The organism is Collinsella sp. 4_8_47FAA, assembly GCF_000763055.1.
Taxonomy (GTDB): domain Bacteria; phylum Actinomycetota; class Coriobacteriia; order Coriobacteriales; family Coriobacteriaceae; genus Collinsella.
This window is the reverse complement of record NZ_KN214137.1, coordinates 101,045-125,013: the sequence shown is the minus strand read 5'-3', so window position 1 is coordinate 125,013 and position 23,969 is coordinate 101,045. Positions and strand designations below refer to the sequence as shown.

Here is a 23,969-nt window from a genome sequence, read left to right as displayed (position 1 = left end):
CTACGTGCGCAATTGATGTAAGCGCATGCTTATTGCTACAATTCGTACAAATATGCTTTAAACGCACGAGGAAGGAACCACATGTTTGGTTTTAAGAAAGAGCTCTACACGCCCGAGTATCAGCTTGCCGGCGACGAGTGCGCCGTTATCGAGACGTCGAAGGGTACCATCAAGGTCAAGTTTGACGGTGAGGGCGCTCCCATTCATGTCGCGAACTTCTGCGAGCTTTCCACGATGGGTTTCTATGATGGCCTTAAGTTCCATCGCTATGTGCCCGGCTTTGTCATTCAGGGCGGCGACCCCAATACCCGCGATATGTCCGGCGCCGACGTCGCTGCCGGTCTTGAGGGCCCTGACGGCATGCCCGGTACCGGTGGTCCCGGCTACTGCATCAAGGGCGAGTTTGCCACCAATCCGCGCAACAGCCATGTCGATGGTGCCCTTGCCATGGCACGCTCCATGGACCCCGATTCCGCGGGTTCGCAGTTCTACTTCTGCCTGGGCGCCCAGCATAACCTCGATTCCGGTTACACCGTCTTTGGTACCACGGTCGAGGGTCTTGATGTGATTTCGCAGCTGCGTGCCGGCGACGAGATCGTCCATGTCGAGATCGTTCACGAGTAAAGGGGACTTCCTTGAATAGCCAGCTGATCCAACAGGGCCGCGCCGCTTACCGCGCGGGTGATTTTTCCGCTGCAGCCCAGATGCTTGGGGCGGCAAAAACTCCCGATGAGATTATGGGCGAGGCCGATCACCTTCGTGGTAACGCCTTGATGCACCTGGGCATGTATGCCGAGGCCGCCGAGGCCTATGCCGCCGCTCTCAACGACGGCACCTACGGCAAGCGCGGCGCACTGCTCACCAACCGCGGCAAGGCGCTCGCCGCCGTGGGCGACTACACGACGGCCGCCCAGGCGTTCTCTGCTGCTACGCAGGATGCTTCCTATGCCACGCCGTTCAAGGCCTATCTCGGCCTGGGCAATGCGCTGTTCCAGTCGGGCGACTATGCCAACGCGGGTACTGCCTTCCGTCAGGCTGCCATCGACGGCGCCAATCCGGCTCCTGCCGCCGCACTCGGCGAGCTTGGTCGTTGCTTCATTAAACTCGGCCGTCCGGCGGATGCCGTGGAGACCTACCGCACGGCTATCGACTTTGCCGGCCCCCGCGACGACACGCGTGCGCTCAACGCCGGCATGGGTCAGGCACTTTCTGCCGCCGGCCGCCCCTCCGACGCACTCGACGCCTTTAACGCCGCTACTGCCGATGGCATCTACCAGCTCACCTCCGAGCAGGCCGATGAGCTTGCCCGCGTTCACGATTCGCTTGCCGCGCTATCCGCCCAGACGGCTATGGCCACGGCTCCGGCGCCCGCGATGGACGCTCCTGCCGTCGATCCGCTCGATCCTACGGGCGCGACCGGTCAGTTTATGCCCGATCCCTCGGACACCGGTTTCTTTACGCTGTCCGAGTCCGAGATGGTCCAGCAGGACCGTCAGGATCGTAAGCAGGCCAAGGTCCGTCGTCGCCATCGCCACACGGGTCTCAAAGTCTTCATTGTGCTGCTTCTGCTCATTTTGATCGCCGCGGGCGGTCTGGGCTTTGCCTACACACGCGGCTTTGGCTTCCCGTCTCAGGAATCTGTGGTTACCGATCTGTTCCAGGCTGCCGGCGACGGTGACACCGCAAAGGCCGAGTCTTGCCTGGCCTCGAGCCTGTCCGAGGACGCTAAGTCGATGATCATCTCCTCGATTCCGCAGGGTGCCACCGTGTCCGTCGAGGGCATGGATCAGTCCATGACCGAGACGACCGCCAAGGTTAAGGCGTCGCTGTCCAAGGGCGGCGAGCAGGAGTACACCGTCCAATTCGTGCGCTCCGACAACCATATCGGCTGGGCCGTTTCCTCGCTCGATATGGATTTCTCGGCTGCTGACAACCAGTAGTGACCTTATGGGATTTAGCTTCGCCCGGTGCTTCACCGCAAGTGAGGTGCCGGGCTTGCGCTAGTATCATGAACTAGTAGTTTTCCAGCAATCATCCAACACATCAGGAGTTGCGTTGTTTTCTTTGATGGATATGTTCTTCGGTAGCTATGCGGGCGATCTTGCCATCGACCTCGGCACCGCAAATACGCTTGTCTCCGTGCGCGGCAAGGGTATCGTCATTCGCGAGCCCTCCGTCGTCGCCATCGACAAGAACGACGAGCGCATCCTGGCGGTCGGTATCGAGGCAAAGCGCATGCTCGGCCGTACGCCCGGCAACATCGTGGCTGTTCGTCCCCTGAAGGACGGCGTCATCGCCGACTTCGATGTTACCGAGGCCATGCTTCGCTACTTTATCGACAAGGCGTCCGAGAAGCGCTATCCGTGGACCCCGCGTCCGCGCGTTGTCGTCTGCGTTCCCTCCGGCGTCACGTCGGTCGAGAAGCGTGCCGTCTTTGAGGCCACGATCCAGGCTGGCGCTCGCCAGGCCTACCTGATCGAGGAGCCCATGGCTGCCGCTATCGGCGCCGACCTGCCCGTCGAGGAGCCCACCGGCTCCATGGTCATCGACATCGGTGGCGGTACCACCGAGGTCGCTGTTATCGCCATGGGCGGCATCGTCGTCTCGCAGTCCATTCGTATTGCCGGCGACGAGTTCGATCAGGCTATCCTCACGCACGTTCGTGATGCCTACAACCTGGCCATCGGCGAGCGTACGGCAGAGGACATCAAGATCAAGGTCGGCTCCGCCGTGCCGCTCAAGGACGAGCTTGACGTCGAGGTCAACGGCCGCGACGTGATTACCGGTCTGCCCAAGACCGTGCGCATCGAGAGCGAGGAGATTCGTCGCGCGCTCAACAAGCCGCTCGACGAGATGGCCAAGGCCGTCAAGGACGCCCTCGATGCCACGCCTCCCGATCTCGCCTCGGACCTTATGTACTACGGCATTTTGCTGACCGGTGGCGGCGCGCTGCTGCGCGGTCTCGACGTGCGCCTGCGCGATGAGACCGGCGTTTCGGTCAACGTCAGCCCCACGGCGCTCGATAACGTTGTTAACGGCTGTGCCCGCGTGCTCGAGGCCAATGCGTTTGATGGCGGCTTCGTCCAGACCAATGCTTAATTTCCAAAAGGTGGATTCCATTTGGCACGATCTTCGGGTTTCTCCACAAATCTGAATACCAAGCGACAATCAACGGGTATGCGCCCGTTGATTGTTTTCAGCCTGATTTCGGTGTTGCTGCTCACGTTTTACATCCGCGAGGGCGAGGCAGGGCCGATTCATGCCGTGCGTTCGGGCGTAACGACGATTACCTCGCCGGTGCGCTTTGTGGGTTCGGCTGTGGCGGCTCCCTTCAATGCGATCGGCAACGTGTTCTCTAACCTTACGGCGTCGCAGGACACGCTCGACGAGCTCAAAAAACAAAACGAGGAACTGACCTCTAAGGTTGCTGAGCTCTCCGAGGCTCAAAAGACCGCTGAGCGTCTGGAGGGGCTGGTCGGCCTGCAGTCGACCTACAACCTCAAATCGACCGCAGCTCGTATCGTTGGTGCCTCGGGCGATGCCTGGACCTCGACCGTCACGATTGATAAGGGTTCTGCCGACGGGCTTACCATCAACATGCCTGTGACGAGTTCGGCCGGTGTTATCGGCCAGATCATCGAAGTCTCGGCCAAAACGTCCACCGTGCGCCTGATTGGCGACGAGAACTCCGGCGTATCCGCCATGGTGCAGGACACGCGCGCCCAGGGCATGCTGCAGGGTCAGGCTGACGGCACGCTGCGTCTTGAGTACGTGAGCGTCGACTCCGATGTTAAGGTTGGCGACATCATCGTGACCTCGGGCATCGGTGGCGTGTTCCCCAAGGGTCTACCGCTCGGCACCGTCTCGTCGGTTGAGAAATCGGCAAACGATGTGTACTACACCATTGTGGTGCGCGCCCAGACGACGGCCGAGAACAACGAGGAAGTGCTGGTCATCACCTCGCTGACTGACGAACAGTCGGCCTCGGACGAGGACGTGAGCACGGCCAACAGCACGCCGCAGGGAACGTCGCGCGACGCTGCGACCAAGACGAGGACGAGAGCTCGGATGACAGTTCCGACACGTCCGAGACGACCGATTCTGGCTCGAGCGAATAGGGGGCATGTCCATGGATCTACACGAGCAGGGGATGAGCTCCCGCACGTTTGTGATCGCCGCCATTGTGTGCGTGCTGCTGCAAGCAGGCCTGGCACCGCAGATCTCCATTGCGGGCGGTCGCGTCAACTTCATGATTATCCTGGTGTGCCTAAGCGTGTTCTCGGGCGACCCGACCCGTGCCGTCGTGTGCGGTTTTTGCAGCGGCTTGTTTTATGACCTGTCCGCTGCCGTGCCGGTGGGCGTTATGTCGCTCCTGCTGACCGTGGGTTCTTTTGCCCTGGTGCACAGCGCCGTCGGTCAGACGGGCGGTACCCCGAGTGCGCGCGGCGTCACCGTGGGCGCCTTTGCGCTCGTCATTAATGTGATCTACAGCATCATCTTGCTGTTTATGGGTTTGGAGACGAGCTTTGTCGTGGCGATCTTCGGCCATGCGCTGCCGTCCTCGATCCTGACGGGTCTGGTTGCCATTCAGTTTTTGATGTCCGGCGTCGTGCCGCAGTCCGGCTATGGATTCTCCGCACGTGGCGGACGCCAGACGGGTATGCGCTTTAAGCCCAAGACCCGCAAGCTCAAATAGGGGAGGCCCGTAGATGTCTTCCCAGATGACGGTTATTATCGCCGGTATCGTGCTGGTTGTGGCCATCGTGGTCGCGCTGGTCATCATGCGTCGTGGCGATTCCCGTTTTACCTACGATACACAGCATGGAACGGCCCCGCGCGCCACCGAGGGCGAAGGCAATACCGCGGCGACCGCCTTTAAGGGCCGCTTTTCCATCCTCACCACGGGTGTGGGCGCGATGTTTGCGGCACTTGCCGTCAAGCTGTGGGGCATGCAGATGGTCTCGTCGGACTATTACGAGAAGCAGGCCAATAGTAATCAGACTCGCACCGTTACCACACCCGCTGTGCGCGGTCGCATCCTCGACCGCAATGGCGTGGCGCTTGTCCAGAACCGTCCCTCACTTGCTGTCGTGGCCTACCGCGACCTTGCCGAGGATGAGGTTCTGGTTCGCCATCTTGCCAACGTGCTTGGAATGCCTTATGTGGCGGTCCTTCGCAATATTCAGGACAATACAGAGGGCGCTCAGAGCCTGCATACCATCGCGACGGACGTCCGTCGCTCCACGGTTGCCTATATTCAGGAGCATGCCGGCGAGTTCCCGGGCGTCAAGATTGCCGAGCGTACCGAGCGCCAGTATCCATACGGCGAGACGGCATGCCATATCTTGGGCTATACCGGCACCATTACCTCCGAGCAGCTCGAGGCCCAGAATAAGAAAACTTCTGGCGACGATGATGCTTCTGCTGGCAAGATTACGTATCAGTCGGGCGATATCGTGGGGCAGGCGGGCGTTGAGAGCTACTACGAAAACCTGCTGCAGGGTATTCGTGGCGAGCAGACCGTCAAGGTCGATGCCTCGGGCAATGTGACCGGTCAGGCCGGCGCCGTGCCCGCGAAGGCCGGCTCCGACATTAAGCTCACGCTCGACCTTAAGATCCAGCAGGCCTGCGAGACGGCGCTGGCGAGCGCTATCGAGCTTGCCAAGACCACTGGCTACAGCAATGCCGGCAACGGCGCCGTAGTGTGTCTCGATCCCAACAATGGCGAGATCCTGGGCATGGCGAGCCAGCCCAAGTTCGATCCGTCCGTCTTTATCGGCGGCGTCTCAAATGACGTGTGGACCGAGCTCAATGATGACAAGGGTTCGCACCCGCTGCTCAACCGCGCCATTAGCGGACAGTACATGTCGGCTTCGACCATCAAGCCGCTCTCGGCACTGGCCGGTCTTGAGTTTGGAACCTACACTTCAACGCAGACAACCAACTGCACGGGCTATTGGACGGGTCTGGGCAAGTCGTGGGGCAAGCGCTGCTGGCTGACGTCTGGCCACGGCACCATGACGCTGCAATCGGGTATCGCCAACTCGTGCGACCCTGTCTTCTACGACATGGGCAAGGCGTTCTTTTATGACGAGCAACATTCCGAGGGCCTGCAAGAGGTCTTTCGTCGCTGGGGCCTGGGCAAGACCTGCGGTATCGATCTGCCGAGTGAAGGCGCGGGCCGTATTCCCGATGCCGAGTGGAAAGAGTCGTACTTCACCGACGCCTCTGCCGAGGACCGCAAGTGGAATGCCGGCGATATGACCAACATCGCTATCGGCCAGGGTGACATCCTGGTGACGCCCCTGCAGATGGCGTGTGCCTATATGGGTCTTGCCAACGGCGGCAAACAGTACGTGCCTCACGTGTTTTTGTCTGCCGTATCGCGCGATGGCGACGGCGATGCCTATAAGTACAACGGCAAGGGCAAGAAGAAGCGCCTGGAGGCCAAGATCAACAGCGATTCGGATTTGGCTCTTGTTCGCAACGGCATGCACGACGTGATTTACACGGCATCGACGTCCCTGGCGGCTCACTTTGGCACCCTGACGCCGCAGGTATACGGCAAGTCGGGCACGGGCGAGAAAAGCGGCGAGGACGAATACGCGTGGTTCTGCGCCTATGCACCGGCCGATGATCCCAAGTATGTCATCGCTACTGTCCTGGAGCAGGGCGGCGGCGGCTCAGATACCGCGATGCATGTCGTGCGCGACGTGCTCGGTGTGATTTATGACGAGCCCGATACCTCTTCGGCCTCGGGCGATTCTTCGGTTCGATAGGAGGTTGCGATGGATTTTTCTCCGGCGGATCTGTTCCGTTCAACCAAGACTGGCTCTCGCAGCAGCCTGGACCGTGTCAACAAGCAACTTTCGGCCTCGCGCGGCACGTTTCGCCAAAAGGTGCATATCGGTGTGCTCGTGGCTACTGTGGCTCTCGTCGCCTACGGTGCCATCATTATCTGGTCGGCTTCGCAGTTTAAGGCCGACGCTTCGTTCTCACGCCATCTGCTGGGAATTGGAATCGGTACGGTGCTGGCGGTGCTGGTCTGGCGTACCGACCTGCGCGGTATTTCCAATTTCTCGACGGCGTTGCTCGTCATCGACCTGATCGTGATCCTCTCGCCCAAGATTCCGGGTCTGTCCTATACAGGCGGTCTGGGCATGACGGGCTGGATCAAGATTCCCGGTATCGGCTTGACATTCCAGCCGGTTGAGCTTGCCAAGCTCATCACCATCTTCTTTATTGCTACGCTTGGCTCGCAGTATAACGGTCGCATCGATACCGTTCGCGACTACGTCAAGCTCTGCGGCATGCTGTCCATTCCGTTTTTGGCCGTCGTTGCCATGGGCGACCTGGGCTCGGGCCTGGTCGTGCTTGTTTCGGGCGCCATCGTCATTTGTATGAGCGGTGCACGCCGCGAATGGGTGCTGTCGACTCTGGCCCTGCTCGTGGGCCTGGTGGCCCTCGTTCTGGCGCTCGATTCGGTCTTTGATTCGTTGCTCGGCCACGATGTGCTCATCAAGCAGTATCAGATGAACCGTCTGACGGTCTTTATCGACCCCGATAATGCCGATTCGGACGATGCCTACAACCTGCAGCAGTCGCTTATCGCCGTTGGCTCGGGCGGCTTCTTTGGTAAGGGTTTGGGCCATGCGACGCAGTCGGCCGGCGGCTTTCTGCCTGAGTTCCACACCGACTTCGTCTTCGCCTTCCTGTCCGAGACCTTTGGTTTTTGCGGTTCCTTTTTTCTCCTGTGCCTCTACGTGCTGCTGATCTTTTCGACGATTCGCGTCGCCTTTAAGTGTGAGTCGCTGTTCCTGCGTCTGTCGTGCGTAGGTATCGTCGGCATGTGGGCATTCCAGACCTTTGAGAACATCGGCATGTGCATCGGCATGATGCCGATTACCGGTATTCCGCTACCGTTTATTAGCTTTGGTTCGTCTTCGATGATGATCCAACTGCTGACGGTGGGTATCGTACAATCCATATGGCGGCATCGTTCGGGCGCCGCGTAACCGCTGGAGGGGTTTGCTATGAAAATTCCCGTAGATAAGCTGACCCGCGCTTTTAAGATGGGCGCGTCCGTTAAGAAGGATTCCGATACGCCGGTGCGCGTCTCGGTCTATCTGGATTCGTCCGCCTCGCGCTTTCTGGCCGAGACGGTGCGTGACGCCTTTGTGCCGCAGACGACCTCGGGCATTGTGCGCGTCGAGCGTCTGGGGGAGGAGCGAATTGCTCCAAAGACCGATACCGATGTGGTGCTGGTGCTCTCGTGTGGTTCCGACCGCTTGGAGAGTGCCGTGCAGGAGCTCGTGATCGCCGGCGCGCCCGTGTGCGTGCTTGCCGAGTCTGCTGTGGAGGTGCCGTTTATCGAGGAGTCCACGCCCATGCTCGGTGTGGTGGCGGCAACCGATAAGACGTATCTGCTCGAGACGCTTGCCCGCTGGATTCTCGATCGCACCGACAAGGAAACGGCTTTTGCGGCGAACTTTGCCTTCATGCGCATCGCGGCGGCCAATCGTATCATCACCTCGTGTGCGCTCACCAATATGGCGACCGGGGCTTTGGTGTTTTTGCCGGGCACCGATTATCCCGTTATGGCGCTTGCGCAGGTGGGCATGCTCTTTGAGCTCGCTGCCGTCTTTGGACGCGGCATTAAGCCTGAGCGCGGCTACGAGGTCGCGGGCGTGCTTGCCGGCGGTCTTGTGATCCGCGCGGTCACCCGCGCGCTCGTCAAGCAGACGCCGCATATTGGGTTTGCCGTCAAGGCGCTCGCTGCTGCCGCGGGCACCTATGGCATGGGCCGTGCGCTCGTTTCGCTCTACGAGCGCGATGTCGACTACAGCCGTGCTAACGAGGTGGTCACTGCCACGTTTTCCCGCGTTCGCGATCTGGTGACTGCGGTCGCGGGCGCTACCCGTCCTATGGCGTCCTATCAGGACGCATCAGATCTCGCTGCTTAGGGGTTTTCCGTTGCGCGTTGCATACCAAGACTGTTTTCATTTAATTGAGCCGTTGCTCGCCAAGGTCGAGAAGCCGAGTCGCTATATCGATCACGAGTGGGGCACGCTTTCCAAGGCCGATGCCGACTACCGTTGCTGCCTGATCTACCCGGATGTGTACGAGGTCGGTCTGCCCAACCAGGGCATCGCCATCCTCTACAACATCCTTAACCAGGCCGAGGGCATCTCCTGCGAGCGCGGCTATGTGCCGTGGCCCGATATGGGTGACGCCATGCGCGAGGCAGGCATTCCGCTGCTGTCGCTCGAGGGTGCAGCGCCGGTCGCTTCGTTTGATATCGTCGGCCTGCATGTGCCGCACGAGATGGCGGTGACGAACTTCCTCGAGGCACTCGACCTCGCTGGTATTCCGCTGTTAGCGGCTGACCGCACCGAGGACGACCCCATTATCATCGCCGGCGGCCCCTCGGTGTACAACCCCGAGCCGTACGCGGCCTTCTTCGATGTTATCCTCATCGGCGAGGGCGAGGAATCGCTGCTCGAGACCTGCCAGTTGCATCGCCGTCTGCGTGACGAAGGAGTCCCGCGCGCGCAGATTGTCGAGCAGCTTGCATCCATTGCCGGCAACTACGTGCCGTCGCTCTATGAGGTTTGTCACGACGAGCCCTGCTCGCCGCATGGCTACACCGTGCCGCGTGAGGGCAAGGATGCGCCGACCGTGGTCTACAAGCGCGTCGTCGAGGATTTCGGCGCCACGAATCCGCTGTCGCAGTCGTGCGTGCCCTATGCGCAGCTGGTCCACGACCGCCTGTCTATCGAGATCCTGCGCGGCTGCGCCCGCGGCTGTCGTTTTTGCCAGGCCGGCATGACGTATCGCCCGGTGCGCGAGCGCTCGGCCGACCAGATCGTCTCGTCGGTGATTCAGGGTCTGGAAAAGACCGGCTATGACGAGGTGTCGCTGACCTCGCTCTCCACGACCGACCACTCCTGCATTCGCGACGTGCTCGGCAGGCTCAACCGTCGCCTGGAGGATACGGGTATTCGCGTGTCTATTCCGTCGCAGCGCCTGGATTCGTTTGGCGTGGATATGGCCGAGTCGGTTGCTGGCGAAAAGAAGGGCGGCCTGACGTTCGCGCCCGAGGCCGGCAGCCAGCGCATGCGCGACATCATTAACAAGAACGTGACCGAGGAGGACTTGGACCGTGCGGCCAAGGCGGCCTTCGAGGCCGGCTGGAACCGCATGAAGCTCTACTTTATGATGGGCCTTCCCGGCGAGCGCGACGAGGACATCGTGGCCATCGCCAATCTGGCCGATCACGTGCTGGAGCTCGGTCGTTCCGTGGTGCCCAAGGCTCGTCGCGGCTCGATCTCGGTGTCGATCTCGGTTTCGGTCTTTATCCCCAAGGCTGCCACGCCGTTCCAGTGGTGCCCGCAGCTCGACTACGACGACGTCAAGTGTCGCCAGAAGTTGCTTATCACGAGCGTTCGCAACCGTGCCGTCCGCGTGCATTACCACGATGCCGAGACCTCGCTCATCGAGGCCGCGCTTTCCCGCGCCGGTCGTGACATGACGCCCGTCATCATCGATGCTTGGCGCTCGGGCTCTCGCTTTGACGCCTGGGTAGAGCATTTCTCGCTTGATAACTGGAAGGAGGCTGCTGCCAAAAACGGCATCGACCTCAATGAGCTCGTGCACCTGCCCTACGAGTTGGACTGGCGCCTGCCGTGGGAGCACGTGAGCCCCGGCTGCACGCGTGGCTTCCTCGAGCGCGAGTACCGTCGCTCGCTCGAGGGCGTCACGACTCCCGACTGCACCCGCACGTCGTGCACCGGCTGCGGGATCTGCCCCACGCTCCACGCCAAGAATGTATTGATGGGTGATCGCGCATGAGTGAGCGCCTGACCGACAACCCCACGCTCTTTAGGCTTCGTGTTCGCTATGGCAAGCGCGATCGCCTTAAGTATCTGGGCCATCTCGAAGTAATCCATACCATTGAGCGCATCGTGCGCCGTGCGGGACTTCCCTATGCCGTCACGCAGGGCTTCTCCCCGCACATGCGCGTGGGCTTCTCTTCGGCGCTACCGGTGGGTACGTCGTCGATCTGCGAGTGGTATGACCTGTTTATGACCGAGTTCGTAGCGCTCGACGAGGCGTTTGGGCGCCTGGCTGCGGCGTCTCCGGCCGATCTGGCGCCCATCGAGGCGGCGTACATCGACGTGCGCACGCCGGCGTTGACGGCGCAGCTCACGCGCCTGTCGTATCGCATCGACCTGCACTTGGATCCCGAGGCGCCCGTAAGCGCCGAGGAGGTGCGTCGTGCGATCGACACGCTGCGCGCGGGCCATGGCATCGACTACGCGCGCGGCAAAAAGAGCAAGCGCTTGGATTTGGATCACACGCTCGTGGGCTATGAGCTCACGGCGGGGGAGCGCCCGGACCATTTGGTGCTCATGCTCGACACCCATGCCGACAACGAGGGCTCCATGCGTCCGGAAATTTTGCTTTCTGCGGCTGATGTTTTGTTGCAGGGCTTGACCCCGGGCGTGGATGCACCTATTGTTTCCACCGGTATGCAAGACCTCGTGACCATCTGCTCCTACGATGTCGAGCGTCAGAATCAAGCATGCGAGGACGACGAGGGCCGACTCGTCAGCCCCATACCTGTGCGAACTTGTGGATTTGCTCCACATACTCGTTGACGGGGGTATTATCGCCTGCTACTATATTCGGCTGTTGCACTAACTGATGCATGAAGGGCAAGTAAACATGTACGCAATCGTTAACACGGGCGGCAAGCAGTACAAGGTCGCCACCGACGATGTCATCACCGTCGAGAAGATCGAGGGCAATGAGGGCGACAAGGTCACCCTGCCGGTCATCTTCCTCAACGATGGTAAGAAGATCGTCACCGATCCCGACAAGCTGGCCAAGGCCAAGGTTACCGCTCAGATCGTTGAGCAGTTCAAGGGCGAGAAGCAGCTGGTCTTCAAGTTCCACAAGCGCAAGCGCTATCGTCGTCTGAAGGGTCACCGTCAGCAGCTCACCAAGCTGAAGATCGTGAAGGTTCAGGCTACCTCCCGCGCCAAGAAGGCTGTCAAGGCAGAGGCTGAGGCTGTTGCCGAGGCTCCCGTCGCCGAGTAGATTACACTCGTAACGAAAGAGTAGGTATACACAATGGCACACAAAAAAGGACTCGGTTCCTCCCGTAATGGCCGTGACTCCCGCGGTCAGCGCCTTGGCACGAAGCGCTATGCCGGCCAGACGGTAACCACGGGCACGATTCTCGTCCGTCAGCACGGCACGCACATCCACCCGGGTGAGAACGTTGGCCGTGGTAAGGACGACACGCTGTTCGCGCTGGTCGACGGTACCGTTGAGTTCCACAAGGGTATCAAGCACAGGGTCAGCGTACGCCCGCTCGCGAACGCGTAATTCACCCTTCATAGAGCACATATGTGGGAGGCACTTGAGTTTTAGGATTCAAGGGTCTCCCTCTTTTTGTAGGAGGCGATTCTGTTGTCACAGTTCACCGATATCAGCCGCATTAACGTGTGCGGCGGCGACGGCGGAGCCGGATGCATGTCGTTTAGGCGCGAGGCATTTGTCCCCAAAGGCGGCCCCGATGGCGGCGACGGCGGTCGTGGCGGCAATGTCGTTATCCAGGCCGATGCTCAGCTGTCTTCGCTGATCGATTACCGCTTTAAGCATCACTTCCGCGCCGAGCGCGGCACGCACGGGCAGGGTGCCCGCCGTAACGGCAAGAGCGGCGAGGACCTGATTCTCAAGGTCCCTATGGGTACCGTGGTGCGCGAGCTCGACCCCGAGACGCAGACCCCGATGTTCGAGATTGCCGATCTGGTGCACGATGGCGAGCGCGTCGTCGTGGCGCCCGGCGGTGCCGGTGGCCTGGGCAACACGCACTTTGTGACGTCGGTGCGCCGCGCGCCCGCGTTTGCTCAGCTGGGCGAACCGGCCGAGGAGCACTGGATTGAGCTCGAGATGAAGCTTATGGCCGATGCCGCGCTCGTGGGCTTCCCCTCGGTGGGTAAGTCATCGCTCATCGCGCGCATGAGCGCCGCCCGTCCTAAGATTGCCGACTACCCGTTTACCACGCTCGTGCCCAATCTGGGCATGGTGCGTGCCGGCGAGTACTCCTATGTCGTTGCCGACGTCCCCGGCCTCATCGAGGGTGCGAGCGAGGGCAAGGGCCTGGGCCATCAGTTCCTGCGCCACATCGAGCGCACGGCACTCATCATGCACGTCGTCGATATGACGGGTGGTTTTGAGGATCGCGATCCGGTCGAGGACTATCGCATCATCAACCGCGAGCTCGAGCAGTATGGCGCCGAGCTTTCGGAGCGTCCGCAGATCGTCGTCGCTAACAAGTGCGATGCACCGGGCACGGCTGACAAGATTGCCGACCTCAAACGCGCTGCGCTCGACGATGGACATATGTTCTTTGCCGTGTCTGCTGTGACGGGCGCCGGCCTCAACACGCTGATGCTTGCCGTGGGCGAGCAGGTGGCTAAGCTGCGCGCCGAGTTGGCTGTCTCCGATGAGCCGGTCGTTCTGCGCGACGATGAGTGGGAGCGCCGCCGCCTGCAGCGTGAGAAGCGTTTCCGCATTGTCCAGGAAGAGCCCGGTGCCTTCCGCGTGGTCGGTCGTGCCATCGAGCGCATGGTCATCCAGACAGACTGGGAAAACGAAGAAGCCGTCATTTACCTGCAGCATAAGTTTGCGCGTATGGGTGTTGACGATGCGCTCGAGAAGGCCGGCTGCCGTGCGGGCGACGAGGTCCGTATTTGCCAGCGCGCCTTTGACTTTGAGGGCGCCGAGGACTTCTCGGAGTACGAGGAGCTCGAGGATGCTGGCGAGGACGTTGCCGTTGAAGCCATTGACGTGGCCGATGTTGCGGATGAGGGCGTTGAGGTTGTCGATGCGGCGGATGCCGCGGGCGATGCCGAGACCTCGGAGGGCGAGTAAGCCATGTCGCTGCGCGGTGGAATCGGTCTGCCCGAGCTTCCTCTAGAGGACGGGCGGGAGTTTAGGCTCGGCATTATGGGTGGCACCTTTGATCCCATCCATTACGGGCACCTGGTGACCGCCGAGCAGGCGCGCGAGTCGCTCGACTTGGACGCTGTGCTCTTTATGCCGGCGGGTTCTCCTGCCTTTAAGCTTGACAAGCCGGTTACGCCTGCCGAGGACCGTTATGCCATGACGGTCCTCGCCACCGCCGCGAACCCGGCCTTTTTGGCGAGCCGGTTCGAGATCGACCGTCCGGGCGTAACCTATACGGCCGATACGCTTCATGCCCTTCGCGACTTTTACCCGCCGCAGGTAAAGCTCTACTTTATTACGGGCGCCGATGCGATTATCGATATTGTGACCTGGCATGATGCCGAACGAATCGCTGAGCTTGCTACCTTTATTGCGGCGACGCGACCGGGCTTTGATATCGATACGGCGCGTGCCCGAATCAAAGAGTCGGGGCTGCCGTTCGACGTGCGCTATATTCAGATTCCGGCGCTGGCGATCAGCTCGACGAACATTCGTAAGCGAGTTGCCCGCGGCATGAGCGTGCGCTATCTTACGAGCGAGTCCGTGCTCGGCTACATTCGCAAACGCAGGCTATATGCCGATTTGGGCCAAGAAGATTTTGAGTGATGGGGGTCTACGTTGTCGGTAGAGGATCAGTTTGAGGGCGATGAGCGCGCGCTGCTCAAGCGCATTCAAGAGCTGCTCGATGTTCGCATGAAGGATAAGCGCAAGCGCTATGTGCATTCGCTGGGTGTTGCCGAGACCGCACTTCATCTGGCCGAGGTCTACGGCGTTGACCGCTTTGATGCCGCTGCCGCCGGCCTGATCCATGACTGGGACAAGGTGCTTTCCGACGACGAGCTGGTCACGCGCGCTCTGCACTACGGCATTAAGATTGCCGGCTCTCCCTCCGCCGCGACGCCGCTTTTGCATGGCCCTGTTGCCGCCTATGAGCTTCCGCAGCTTTTCCCTGAGTTGTCGTTGGCCGTTTTCCAGGCTGTCGACCGTCACACCGTGGGTGCCTGCGACATGACGCCGCTCGATATGGTGGTCTTTGTGGCCGATGCCATCGAGCCCAACCGCCACGGCGACTATGCCCATGCGTTGCGCAAGATGGTGGGGGAGTCGACGCTCGATGAGTTGTTCTTCTCCTGTTTTGCGCAGGGTCTGGTCTATGTGATCCAGTCCGGGCGCTATCTTTATCCCACGGCTATTTCGATTTACAACCATTACGCCCAGCTGCGCTAGCTCGGGCTGTCTAGAAAGAGGTATTCCATGGCCGACGAGACCATGACCGACGAGCAGATTCTTGAAGGTGTGGAGCACAAGAGCTTCGTCGCCACGTCCGACCGCACCGCCGCCTCGCTGTCCGCGAGCGGTGTCGCCGCCGAGGATGTCGCCCGCGCCGCCGCGCAGGCCGCCTACGACAAGAAGGGCGAGGACGTTCAGGTGCTCGACCTGACCGAGCTTTCCGACGTATGCGACTACTTTGTGCTTGCCACCGGTACCAACAACCGCCAGGTCGATTCTATCGTCGACGAGATCGAGGAGAAGGTCGCCGAGGCTTGCGGCGAGCACCCGTTCTCCATCGAGGGTCGCGAGCAGAAGACCTGGATGCTCATGGACTATGGTTCGGTTGTCGTCCACGTCTTCACTCCCGAGGCGCGCGACTTCTACCGTCTCGAAAAGCTCTGGGGTGACGCTCCCCAGCTCCCCCTCAACCTCCTGTAGTAGCTCATTTGAGACGGGGTTTAGCTAGCCTCACGCATATCGCCGGGCAGTTGCGGTTTTCCGCACCTGCCCGGCTTTCTTTTTGCCCAAAGGCGGTTAATCGTTGAAGCGGGATTGGCGGCCGAAGGAAAGGGCGCTGTCGCCGAATTTGTCTCGGACGGCGTCGATGGCGACGGAGAGGTCGCGGCGGTCGCTGGATTGGGCTCCGCGGTCATCGATCTCGCAGAACAGGTCGGTCTGGATGCCGCCTTGGTGGTCGAAGTCGCTCATGCCGATGCCCGCTAAGCGAACATGCATGCCTTCCTGCCAGATGTTGTCGAGCAGTTCGAGCGCAACCGCCACGAAGATGTTCTCATCGTCGGTCGGATGAGGCAGCCGGCGCTGTGCCGTACGCCCGCTGCCATACGAATACTTGAGTTTGAGCGTTACCGTGGCACCCGTCAGCCCCTGACGGCGCAGACGGCGTCCCACTGACTCTCCCAACAGCGCAATCGCCGCCTCAATATCCCCACGCTCAGTCAAATCTTTAGCAAAGGTGCGTTCATTGCTGACCGACTTGACCTCGCGCTCTTCATCGAGACTCGTGACTTCGGAGATTTCGAGTCCCAGCGCACGCTGGCGCATGCGTTCGCCGTTGACACCAAAAATAGAGGACAAGGTGGATTCCGGTGCGCGTGACAGCTCGCCAAGCGTGTAGATGCGCATGCGGCGCAGCCGTTCCTCGGCCGAGCGTCCGATGCCGCTCATGGCAGATACCGGCAGCGCGGCCAAAAAGCGCTGCTCGGTTCCGGGGCGCACGATGGTCAGTCCAAACGGCTTATCCCGCTCGCTTGCGATCTTTGCGACCGTCTTGTTGCAGCCCACGCCAATGGAGCACGTTACTCCCAGCGTTGCCACGCGGTCGCTTATACGCCGCGCAACCAGCAGCGGGTCTTCGGGCGCAAAGCGACCCGGTGTGATATCGATAAAGGCTTCGTCGATGGATACGCGCTCCACGCGCGGCGTCTCCTCGGCAAGAATCGCCATGACCTGCGCGCTGACCTCACGATAGCGATCAAAATGCCCATGCGTCCAAATGGCTTGCGGGCACAAGCGCCGCGCCTCGGCCGAGGCCATGGCAGAGTGCACGCCAAAGCGACGTGCCTCATACGAACACGTGGACACGACGCCACGCGAATCGGCGTCTCCGCCCACGATGAGCGGCTTTCCGCGCCATTCGGGATGATCGAGCATTTCCACGCTCGCAAAAAACGCATCGAGGTCCATCAGACCCACCGCCGGACCCGTCCAGGGAGGCGGCGTGACGCCCATGGCATCCTCATAACCGTATGTATGTTCGCGTCTTTCCATGTTATGAGTATACCGCGCAGCTCATGTGGGGTGCGTGGATGTGCTTGCAAATCCCGAATTCTTGTCTAAGATATGGATTTGCCCTCGACTACACCGAAGAAGTTGGTCTCACGGACTTCACCTGCCCGTGTCGATGGCGTATTATGTTCAACTGTTTGTTTGTAGTTGCAGCCTAAAGCTGCTTGGTTGGAGGAGTTTCCTTTGGCAGTCAAGATTCGCCTTGCTCGTCACGGCGCTAAGAAGCGTCCGTACTACCGTGTCGTCGTCGCCGATTCCCGCGCCCCGCGTGACGGTCGTATCATCGAGGAGGTTGGCCGCTACAACCCGATGACCGCCCCCAAGACCATCAACCTCGACCTCGAGAAGATCGCCGACTGGCAGTCCAAGGGCGCTCAGCTCACCGACGCCGTCGCCGCTCTGGTCAAGGCCGCCAATGAGGGCGAGAAGACCGAGACCGTCGTCAAGAAGTCCAAGAAGCAGCTCGCCAAAGAGGCCGAGGCCGCTAAGGCTGCCGCTGAGGCCGCTGAGGGCGCCGAGGAGTAAATCGTGCCTGAGGTTGACGCTGCACAGCTCGAGGGTGAGGCAATGCTCTCAGATCGCATCGCCGATCTCGTCGAATATCTCGTTGTTCAGATCGTCGACGACCCGGATTCCGTGAGCCTTGAGGTCATCGATGGTGACGACGCCTCTACAATTGAGGTTTCGGTCGCCGAGGATGACGTCGCTAAGGTTATCGGCCGTCGTGGCCGTACCATCAAGGCCATTCGCACGCTCGCCCGTGCACTGGCCGCTCGCCTCGACACTGCTGTCGAGGTAGAGGTTCTGGGCTAGGACCTTGAGGTCCCAGTACAAAAACATCGCCCGTGTTGTCAAGCCGCACGGAAGGAAGGGGGAGGTCCTCGCGCAGCCGCTGCGGGGGCTTCCTTCTGTATTAGAGCCGGGTATGCGCGTCGCCCTGACGCCGCCGGCGCTCAAGCGCGACCGCTTTTGCACGGTCGTGTCCGTCACCGATACGGGCGATGGCGATCTGGTCTCGTTTGAGGGCATTGACGACTTGACGGCCGCCGAGGGCATCACGGGATGCTACGTGCTGGCAAATCGTGACGATTTTGAGTTCGATTCGCTCGACGCTGCCTATACCGACCTGATGGGTCGCGAGGTGGTCGACGAGCGCTTCGGTTTACTCGGCACGATCGTCGAGATCATGTCGACGCCCGCTAACGATGTCTGGGTTGTTGAGGGCGATCGGTACGGCGAGGTACTGATTCCCGTGATCGAGCAGGTCGTGCTCGATCTTCCCGACACAGGAACAATTTCCGTCCACGTTATGGACGGCCTGATCGATATGGACAAGTAGGGAGGACAACATGCTGATCGAGACCCTTTCGGTCTTTCCCGAGATGTTTGAGCCCGTCATGTCCACATCGATCTTGGGCCGCGCTCGCAAGGCCGGCCTTTTTGATTTTAAGGCGTATAACCTGCGCGACTGGACGCACGACCGCCATCGTACCGTCGATGACGAGCCGTACGGCGACGGGCAGGGCATGCTCATGAAGGTCGAGCCTATCGCCGAGGCCATCGAGGCCATTAGCGCAGGGGGTCCCAAGCCCACTGTGGTGTTCTTTACCCCCTGTGGCGAGCCCTTTACGCAGCATGTGGCCGAGCGCCTGCTCAAAAGTGAGCGCCTGTTGTTTGTGTGCAGTCGCTACGAGGGTGTCGACGAGCGTGCGTATGCGTATGCCGATGAGCGTCTGTCGATCGGCGACTATGTGCTCACGGGCGGCGAGCTTCCCGCTATGGTCGTTGCCGATGCCGTCGTACGCCTGATTCCCGGCGCCCTTGGTGACGAAATGAGCAACGTCGACGAGTCATTCTCGACCGCCGAGGACGGAGGACTGCTCGAGTACGCGCAGTACACCCGTCCTGCCGAGTTCAACGGCGAGGGCGTGCCGCCGGTGCTCGTGAGCGGTGACCATGCCAAGGTTGACGCCTGGCGCCGTAAGAATGCCATCGAGCGCACCTGCCGCTGGCGTCCCGACCTGATCGAGACGGCGCGCCTTACGCCACAGGAGCGTGCGTACGCGCAGGAGATTCTGGACGCTTCGTATTCGCAGAGCGAGGAGTGAGAATGGTTCCATCGCAGCATTCCGCGTTGAGGGGCGCTTTTGAGTGGATCGCGGTCATCGCGATCGCACTGGTCGCTACCTTCTTGATTCGCTCGTTTGTGGTCGAACCCTTTGTGGTACCCACCGGTTCCATGGAGTCCACGATCGAGATTGGCGACCAGATCCTGGCACAAAAGGTGAGCCTCGAGCTCGGTCAGCCCGTCAAGCAGGGCGATATCGTGGTGTTTCACAACCCCGATGGCACCTCCGAGCATGATGTTCTTGTCAAGCGTGTTATTGCCACGGCCGGGCAGACGGTCGACCTGCAGGATGGCAAGGTGGTCGTTGACGGCCAAGCGCTCGACGAGGACTATACGACGGGCATGAGCTGGCCACTTTCGGTCCAAGCGCCCGGCGCTCAGGTAAGCTATCCCTACACCGTTCCCGACGGGTGCGTGTGGGTGATGGGCGACAACCGCGAGAACTCTGCTGACTCCCGCTACTTTGGTCCCGTCGATCGCTCTGATTTGATCGCTGTGGCGCTTGTGCGCTACTGGCCGCTCAACCGCATCGGCGCTATCGACTAAAAACCGCTATAGTACAGTACCTAACCGTGTAATCGTTTCGACGAGGGGATATTAGAGGCATGAACGCTTCATCGCTTTCCTTCCAAGACATCATCCTGCGCCTCCAGCAGTACTGGGGCGAGCAGGGCTGCGTCATTATGCAGCCCTATGACTCCGAGGTCGGTGCCGGTACCTTCCATACCGCGACCACGCTGCGCTCGCTCGGTCCCGCCGAGTGGCGCACCTGCTATGCGCAGCCCTGCCGCCGTCCCGCCGACGGCCGCTACGGCGAGAACCCCAACCGCATGCAGCACTACTATCAGTTCCAGGTGCTCATCAAGCCTTCTCCGGTTAACGCCCAGGAGCTCTACCTGGGGTCTCTTGCCGCTATCGGTCTGGATCCCAACGACCATGACGTCCGCTTTGTCGAGGATGACTGGGAGAGCCCGACCCTTGGCGCCTGGGGCCTTGGCTGGGAGGTCTGGCTCAATGGCATGGAGGTCACGCAGTTTACGTACTTCCAGCAGGTGGGAGGCATCGAGGTCGACCCCGTGCCCGTTGAGATTACCTACGGCCTGGAGCGTATCGCCATGTACGCCCAGGGCGTCAACTCGGTCTACGACCTGGTGTGGAGCTACCTGCCCGACGGCACGCCCATGACCTACGGCGACGTGTTCCTCGAGAACGAGCGCGAGTTCAGTGCCTATAACTTTGAGGTCGCCAACGTCGAGATGATGCGTCAGAAGTTTGACGACTACGAGGCCGAGTGCCATTCCTGCCTGGAGCGCAAGCTGCCGCTGCCGGCATATGACTGCGTCATGAAGTGCAGCCACGCTTTCAACCTGCTCGATGCTCGCGGCGCCCTGTCCGCGGTCGAGCGTGCCAACTACATCCTGCGCGTCCGCGCCGTCGCCAAGGCGTGCTGCGAGGCCTACATGGCCGAGGTCGCCGGAGTCAACGAGAATGCCGACCAGGAAGGCGAGGTGGCGTAAGCCATGGCAGACGCTAAGGATTTCCTGTTTGAGATCGGTACGGAGGAGATGCCCTCCGCGCCGCTGAACAATGCCGTCAAGCAGCTTGGCTCCATGATTGCCAAGGGTCTCGACGAGGCCGGTCTGGCCCACGGCGAGGTCCGTGTGATCTCGAGCCCGCGCCGCCTGGCTGCGCTCGTGGCTAACGTCGCCACCGCGACCGATGAAGTCCATGAGGTCAAGCGTGGCCCCGCGGCCAACATTGCCTTCGACGCTGACGGTAACGCCACCAAGGCCGCCCAGGGCTTTGCCCGCAAGTGCGGTGTGGCTGCCGAGGACCTGGTCCGTCGCGAGGACACTGACGGTCGCGAGTATGTGTTCGCCGAGAAGAACATTCCCTCCGCACCGGCTACGCCGATTCTGACCGCTCTGTGCGAGAAGACCATCGCCGGCCTGCAGTGGCCCAACTACCGCAGCCAGCGCTGGGGTCACGAGCATGCGACCTTTGTTCGTCCGGTCCGCTGGATCTGCTGCCTTTTGGGCGAGGATGTTGTGCCCGTGTCGTTTGCCGACGTGACGAGCGGCAACACCACGCGCGGTCATCGCGTACTTGGCCCTGGCGACCATGTTGTTGCCAGCCCCGCTGTTTATGAGCAGGTGCTCGAGGACGCCGGCGTGCTTTCTGCCGAGCGTCGTCGCGAGGCCATCCTTGCCGGCATCGCCGAGGTCGAGGCCGCTCGCCCCGGCTGTCATGTCGACACGCCCAAGAAGGTCTTCGAGGAGGTCATTAACCTCTGCGAGTGGCCGACGGTGCTCGTCGGTACCTTCGATGAGGAGTTCCTCAAGGTCCCGCACGAGATCATCTGCGAGTCCATGCTCACCAACCAGCGTTACTTCCCGATCTATGACGGCGAGGGCAAGCTCACGCGTGAGTTCGTGGTCGTCTCCAACAGCAAGCCCGAGAACGCCGAGCGCGTGATCGACGGCAACGAGCGCGTCGTGCGCGCCCGTCTGGACGACGCAAAGTTCTTCTACGAGGAGGACCTGAAGATCTCCCTCGACGAGTTCCGTGAGCGTCTGGCCAAGGTTGCCTTCCAGGAGAAGCTCGGTAGCGTGCTCGCCAAGTCCGAGCGCATTGAGCAACTCGCGCTTGCCATCGCTCGCGAGGCCCATCTGGGCGCCCACCTGGCCGCCGATGCCGCTCGCGCCGCGCACCTGTGCAAGGCCGACTTGGTATCCAACGCCGTCGTCGAGTTCACGAGCCAGCAGGGCGTGATGGGCGGTTACTACGCCACCGCGATGGGGGAGAACGACGAGGTTGCCCACGCCATTCGCGATCATTATCGTCCCCGCTTTGCCGGTGACGAGCTGCCCGAGGGCACCGCTGGCTGCATCGTGGCCTGCGCCGACAAGCTCGATACCATCGCCGGTATCTTTGCCATTGGCGAGCCCCCGACCGGCTCCTCCGACCCCTACGCGCTGCGTCGTGCCGCTATCGGCATCATCAACATCCTGCGCGACCGTCTGCCGATCGACCCCACGTCGCTCATCGACTTCGCCCTCGAGCTCTATAGCGAGCAGGGCATTGAGTTCGACGCCGCCAAGGTCGCCCAGCAGGTTCGCGACTTCTTCCATGGCCGCCTGGTGAGCATGGCCCGCGACGAAAAGATCCCGGCCGATACCGTTGCCGCCGTCTCCGCGGTGCACATCATCGCCCCGTCCGTCTTCTTCGCCCGCTGCGCCGCCCTCGACGAGGCCCGCAAGAACGACGCCGAGACGTTCGACAACCTTGCGACCGCCTATGCCCGCGCCGCACACATCTCCAAGCCCGAGCTGGGTGCGGAGTACGACCGCGGCCTGATGGGCGAGGTCGAGCTCGCGCTTGCCGATGCCTCCGAGGCTGCTCAGACCGCTGTCGATGCCGCCCTTGCTGCCGAGGATTACCCGGCCGCATTTGCCGCCCTTGCCGCCCTGCGCGCGCCCATCGACCGCTTCTTCGATGAGGTCATGGTCATGGACAAGGACGAGCAGCTCCGCGATAATCGCCTTAAGCTGCTCAACCGCTTCGAGGCCGTTTTCTCCGGCATCGCCAACATCGGTGAGCTTGCCCGCAAAAAGTAAGCCAGCCTGCGCATAAGCGCTAAAGGAGCCCCGCATGGATTGCCCGGTCACCGCTCGTCCCACCGTTATCGTTATCTCCGACTCGCTCGGTGATACCGCTTGTGAGGTGGTGCTTGCGGCGTCCGGGCAATTTGATGAAGGGGCTTTTCTTCTCTTGCGCCTGCCCAAGGTGACCTCGGTGGAGCAGGTGGAGTCGTTTGTGGGCCCGCGCGTCGATGCCGACCATCGCGATATTGCCGTGTTCCACACCATTGTCGATCCGGCGCTTCGCGCCCGCGTGCTCGATTACCTGGGCATGCTGCATATTCGTTCGGTCGACCTGATTGGCCCGACGCTTGCCGTGCTGTCGTCGCTCATCGGTGTGCCGCCCAAGGGCGTCGCGGGTGTGATTCACAAGACCGATGACCGCTATTTCCATCGCATCGAGGCCATGGAGTATTTCGTTGAGCACGATGACGGGCGCGGCTGCGACGATCTGTCGGGAGCCGATATCGTGCTGCTGGGCGTATCGCGTACGTCCAAGACGCCGCTGTCGATGTATTTGGCCTATCAGGGCTACAAGGTCGCCAATGTCCCACTGGCGCATGGCATGGAGCCGCCCAAGTCGATTTACGAGGTCGACCCGATGCGCCTGTTCGGCCTGATTTCGACCGTCGATGTGATTTCCGAAATTCGCGATAGCCGCTTGGGCGATGACTACGCTCGTGCCGTTGCCGGCTCCTATGCCGAGCCCGAGAGCGTGCACAGCGAGCTCGAGGAAGCCCGTGCGCTCATGAAGCGCCTAGGCTGCTTTGTGGTGCGTACCGACGGCAGGGCCATCGAAGAAAGCGCTGCCGAGATCATTAGCCACTTGGAGGAAATCCAAGAAGCCCGTGCCCGCCGCGCCGCCCGTCGAGCCTAATAGTAGCAGCATTTTGATAAAGCGATTTAGCAAAAATATCGCATCTGACCTGCACGTTCTTACAGTGGTATCTTCATAATGTAACCACCTTTACCTACCGTTTACCGCCAGTTTTAGCACGTTTACCAAACCGCGCATCCTCTGCTTAAGCCTGCTCAAAACCCGCCGTATAGTTCCCTCACGGCCCGCATCTGGCGGGTCGATTCGTTACCACGGTCGTGCGCGT

Annotated in this window: 25 protein-coding genes; 24 read left to right on the top strand and 1 reads right to left on the bottom strand. The window is 61.1% G+C overall.

Features of this window, described 5'->3' with window-relative positions; translation table 11 throughout:
- Positions 1-81: 81 nt before the first annotated feature.
- The 16 genes from HMPREF9463_RS08690 (at position 82) to rsfS (ending at position 15,729) form a co-directional block, all read left to right on the top strand.
- A complete protein-coding gene (locus HMPREF9463_RS08690; RefSeq protein WP_006236059.1) occupies positions 82-624 on the top strand; it encodes a peptidylprolyl isomerase in 543 nt (180 codons plus the stop codon).
- 11 nt (positions 625-635) lie between these two features.
- On the top strand, positions 636-1,940 hold the full coding sequence (locus tag HMPREF9463_RS08685; protein ID WP_035138590.1) for a tetratricopeptide repeat protein: 1,305 nt from the start codon (positions 636-638) through the stop codon (positions 1,938-1,940).
- Between the two features lie 127 nt (positions 1,941-2,067).
- A complete protein-coding gene (locus HMPREF9463_RS08680; protein WP_006236061.1) occupies positions 2,068-3,099 on the top strand; it encodes a rod shape-determining protein in 1,032 nt (343 codons plus the stop codon).
- Positions 3,100-3,120: 21 nt separating this feature from the next.
- Positions 3,121-4,335, top strand: coding sequence for a rod shape-determining protein MreC (mreC, locus tag HMPREF9463_RS08675; protein WP_232219791.1), 1,215 nt, complete (start codon positions 3,121-3,123; stop codon positions 4,333-4,335).
- Positions 4,250-4,696, top strand: coding sequence for a hypothetical protein (locus HMPREF9463_RS08670; RefSeq protein ID WP_232219790.1), 447 nt, complete (start codon positions 4,250-4,252; stop codon positions 4,694-4,696). Before mreC ends, HMPREF9463_RS08670 begins: the two co-directional genes overlap by 86 nt.
- Before the next feature lie 13 nt (positions 4,697-4,709).
- A complete protein-coding gene (mrdA, locus tag HMPREF9463_RS08665; RefSeq protein WP_035138589.1) occupies positions 4,710-6,779 on the top strand; it encodes a penicillin-binding protein 2 in 2,070 nt (689 codons plus the stop codon).
- A gap of 9 nt (positions 6,780-6,788) precedes the next feature.
- On the top strand, positions 6,789-8,015 hold the full coding sequence (locus HMPREF9463_RS08660; protein ID WP_052044188.1) for an FtsW/RodA/SpoVE family cell cycle protein: 1,227 nt from the start codon (positions 6,789-6,791) through the stop codon (positions 8,013-8,015).
- A gap of 18 nt (positions 8,016-8,033) precedes the next feature.
- Positions 8,034-8,963: a YcjF family protein gene (locus tag HMPREF9463_RS08655; RefSeq protein ID WP_035138588.1), complete on the top strand. Its 930-nt coding sequence runs from the start codon at positions 8,034-8,036 to the stop codon at positions 8,961-8,963.
- Positions 8,964-8,973: 10 nt separating this feature from the next.
- Positions 8,974-10,851 (top strand): TIGR03960 family B12-binding radical SAM protein, encoded by a 1,878-nt coding sequence (locus HMPREF9463_RS08650; RefSeq protein WP_035138587.1) that lies wholly within the window; start codon positions 8,974-8,976, stop codon positions 10,849-10,851.
- Positions 10,848-11,660: a TIGR03936 family radical SAM-associated protein gene (locus HMPREF9463_RS08645; RefSeq protein ID WP_035138586.1), complete on the top strand. Its 813-nt coding sequence runs from the start codon at positions 10,848-10,850 to the stop codon at positions 11,658-11,660. The genes HMPREF9463_RS08650 and HMPREF9463_RS08645 overlap by 4 nt, the downstream gene beginning before the upstream one ends.
- A gap of 67 nt (positions 11,661-11,727) precedes the next feature.
- Entirely contained in the window at positions 11,728-12,102 is a 375-nt protein-coding gene (gene rplU / locus HMPREF9463_RS08640; protein ID WP_035138585.1) for a 50S ribosomal protein L21, read from the top strand.
- A gap of 33 nt (positions 12,103-12,135) precedes the next feature.
- Positions 12,136-12,393 (top strand): 50S ribosomal protein L27, encoded by a 258-nt coding sequence (gene rpmA, locus HMPREF9463_RS08635; protein ID WP_006236075.1) that lies wholly within the window; start codon positions 12,136-12,138, stop codon positions 12,391-12,393.
- Positions 12,394-12,477: 84 nt separating this feature from the next.
- A complete protein-coding gene (obgE, locus tag HMPREF9463_RS08630; protein WP_198019967.1) occupies positions 12,478-13,944 on the top strand; it encodes a GTPase ObgE in 1,467 nt (488 codons plus the stop codon).
- A 3-nt stretch (positions 13,945-13,947) separates the two neighbouring features.
- On the top strand, positions 13,948-14,625 hold the full coding sequence (nadD, locus tag HMPREF9463_RS08625) for a nicotinate-nucleotide adenylyltransferase (RefSeq protein ID WP_035138584.1): 678 nt from the start codon (positions 13,948-13,950) through the stop codon (positions 14,623-14,625).
- Positions 14,626-14,712: 87 nt separating this feature from the next.
- Positions 14,713-15,246 (top strand): bis(5'-nucleosyl)-tetraphosphatase (symmetrical) YqeK, encoded by a 534-nt coding sequence (gene yqeK / locus HMPREF9463_RS08620; RefSeq protein WP_196025487.1) that lies wholly within the window; start codon positions 14,713-14,715, stop codon positions 15,244-15,246.
- Positions 15,247-15,273: 27 nt separating this feature from the next.
- Positions 15,274-15,729: a ribosome silencing factor gene (rsfS, locus tag HMPREF9463_RS08615; RefSeq protein ID WP_035138582.1), complete on the top strand. Its 456-nt coding sequence runs from the start codon at positions 15,274-15,276 to the stop codon at positions 15,727-15,729.
- 96 nt (positions 15,730-15,825) lie between these two features.
- Here the strand turns inward: rsfS and dinB are convergent, their stop codons facing one another.
- Positions 15,826-17,079 carry a DNA polymerase IV gene (gene dinB / locus HMPREF9463_RS08610; protein WP_084591853.1) on the bottom strand — a complete coding sequence of 418 codons (1,254 nt, stop codon included), beginning with the start codon at positions 17,077-17,079 and terminating at the stop codon, positions 15,826-15,828.
- A 201-nt stretch (positions 17,080-17,280) separates the two neighbouring features.
- On the opposite strand from dinB, the gene rpsP reads away from it, so the two are divergent.
- The 8 genes from rpsP to HMPREF9463_RS08570 are packed head-to-tail and all read left to right on the top strand — an operon-like array spanning position 17,281 to position 23,743.
- The gene (gene rpsP / locus HMPREF9463_RS08605) at positions 17,281-17,622 is read left to right on the top strand and encodes a 30S ribosomal protein S16 (protein ID WP_022094749.1); all 342 of its coding nucleotides are present in this window, start codon (positions 17,281-17,283) and stop codon (positions 17,620-17,622) included.
- A gap of 42 nt (positions 17,623-17,664) precedes the next feature.
- Positions 17,665-17,910: a KH domain-containing protein gene (locus tag HMPREF9463_RS08600; RefSeq protein WP_171021534.1), complete on the top strand. Its 246-nt coding sequence runs from the start codon at positions 17,665-17,667 to the stop codon at positions 17,908-17,910.
- Between the two features lie 4 nt (positions 17,911-17,914).
- On the top strand, positions 17,915-18,436 hold the full coding sequence (gene rimM, locus HMPREF9463_RS08595; protein WP_052044186.1) for a ribosome maturation factor RimM: 522 nt from the start codon (positions 17,915-17,917) through the stop codon (positions 18,434-18,436).
- Positions 18,437-18,446: 10 nt separating this feature from the next.
- On the top strand, positions 18,447-19,205 hold the full coding sequence (gene trmD / locus HMPREF9463_RS08590) for a tRNA (guanosine(37)-N1)-methyltransferase TrmD (RefSeq protein WP_035138579.1): 759 nt from the start codon (positions 18,447-18,449) through the stop codon (positions 19,203-19,205).
- A gap of 2 nt (positions 19,206-19,207) precedes the next feature.
- A complete protein-coding gene (lepB, locus tag HMPREF9463_RS08585; protein ID WP_035138578.1) occupies positions 19,208-19,771 on the top strand; it encodes a signal peptidase I in 564 nt (187 codons plus the stop codon).
- Between the two features lie 59 nt (positions 19,772-19,830).
- A complete protein-coding gene (locus HMPREF9463_RS08580; RefSeq protein WP_006236091.1) occupies positions 19,831-20,742 on the top strand; it encodes a glycine--tRNA ligase subunit alpha in 912 nt (303 codons plus the stop codon).
- 3 nt (positions 20,743-20,745) lie between these two features.
- A complete protein-coding gene (gene glyS / locus HMPREF9463_RS08575; RefSeq protein ID WP_035138577.1) occupies positions 20,746-22,842 on the top strand; it encodes a glycine--tRNA ligase subunit beta in 2,097 nt (698 codons plus the stop codon).
- Positions 22,843-22,876: 34 nt separating this feature from the next.
- Positions 22,877-23,743, top strand: coding sequence for a pyruvate, water dikinase regulatory protein (locus HMPREF9463_RS08570; protein WP_035138575.1), 867 nt, complete (start codon positions 22,877-22,879; stop codon positions 23,741-23,743).
- Positions 23,744-23,969: the final 226 nt, after the last annotated feature.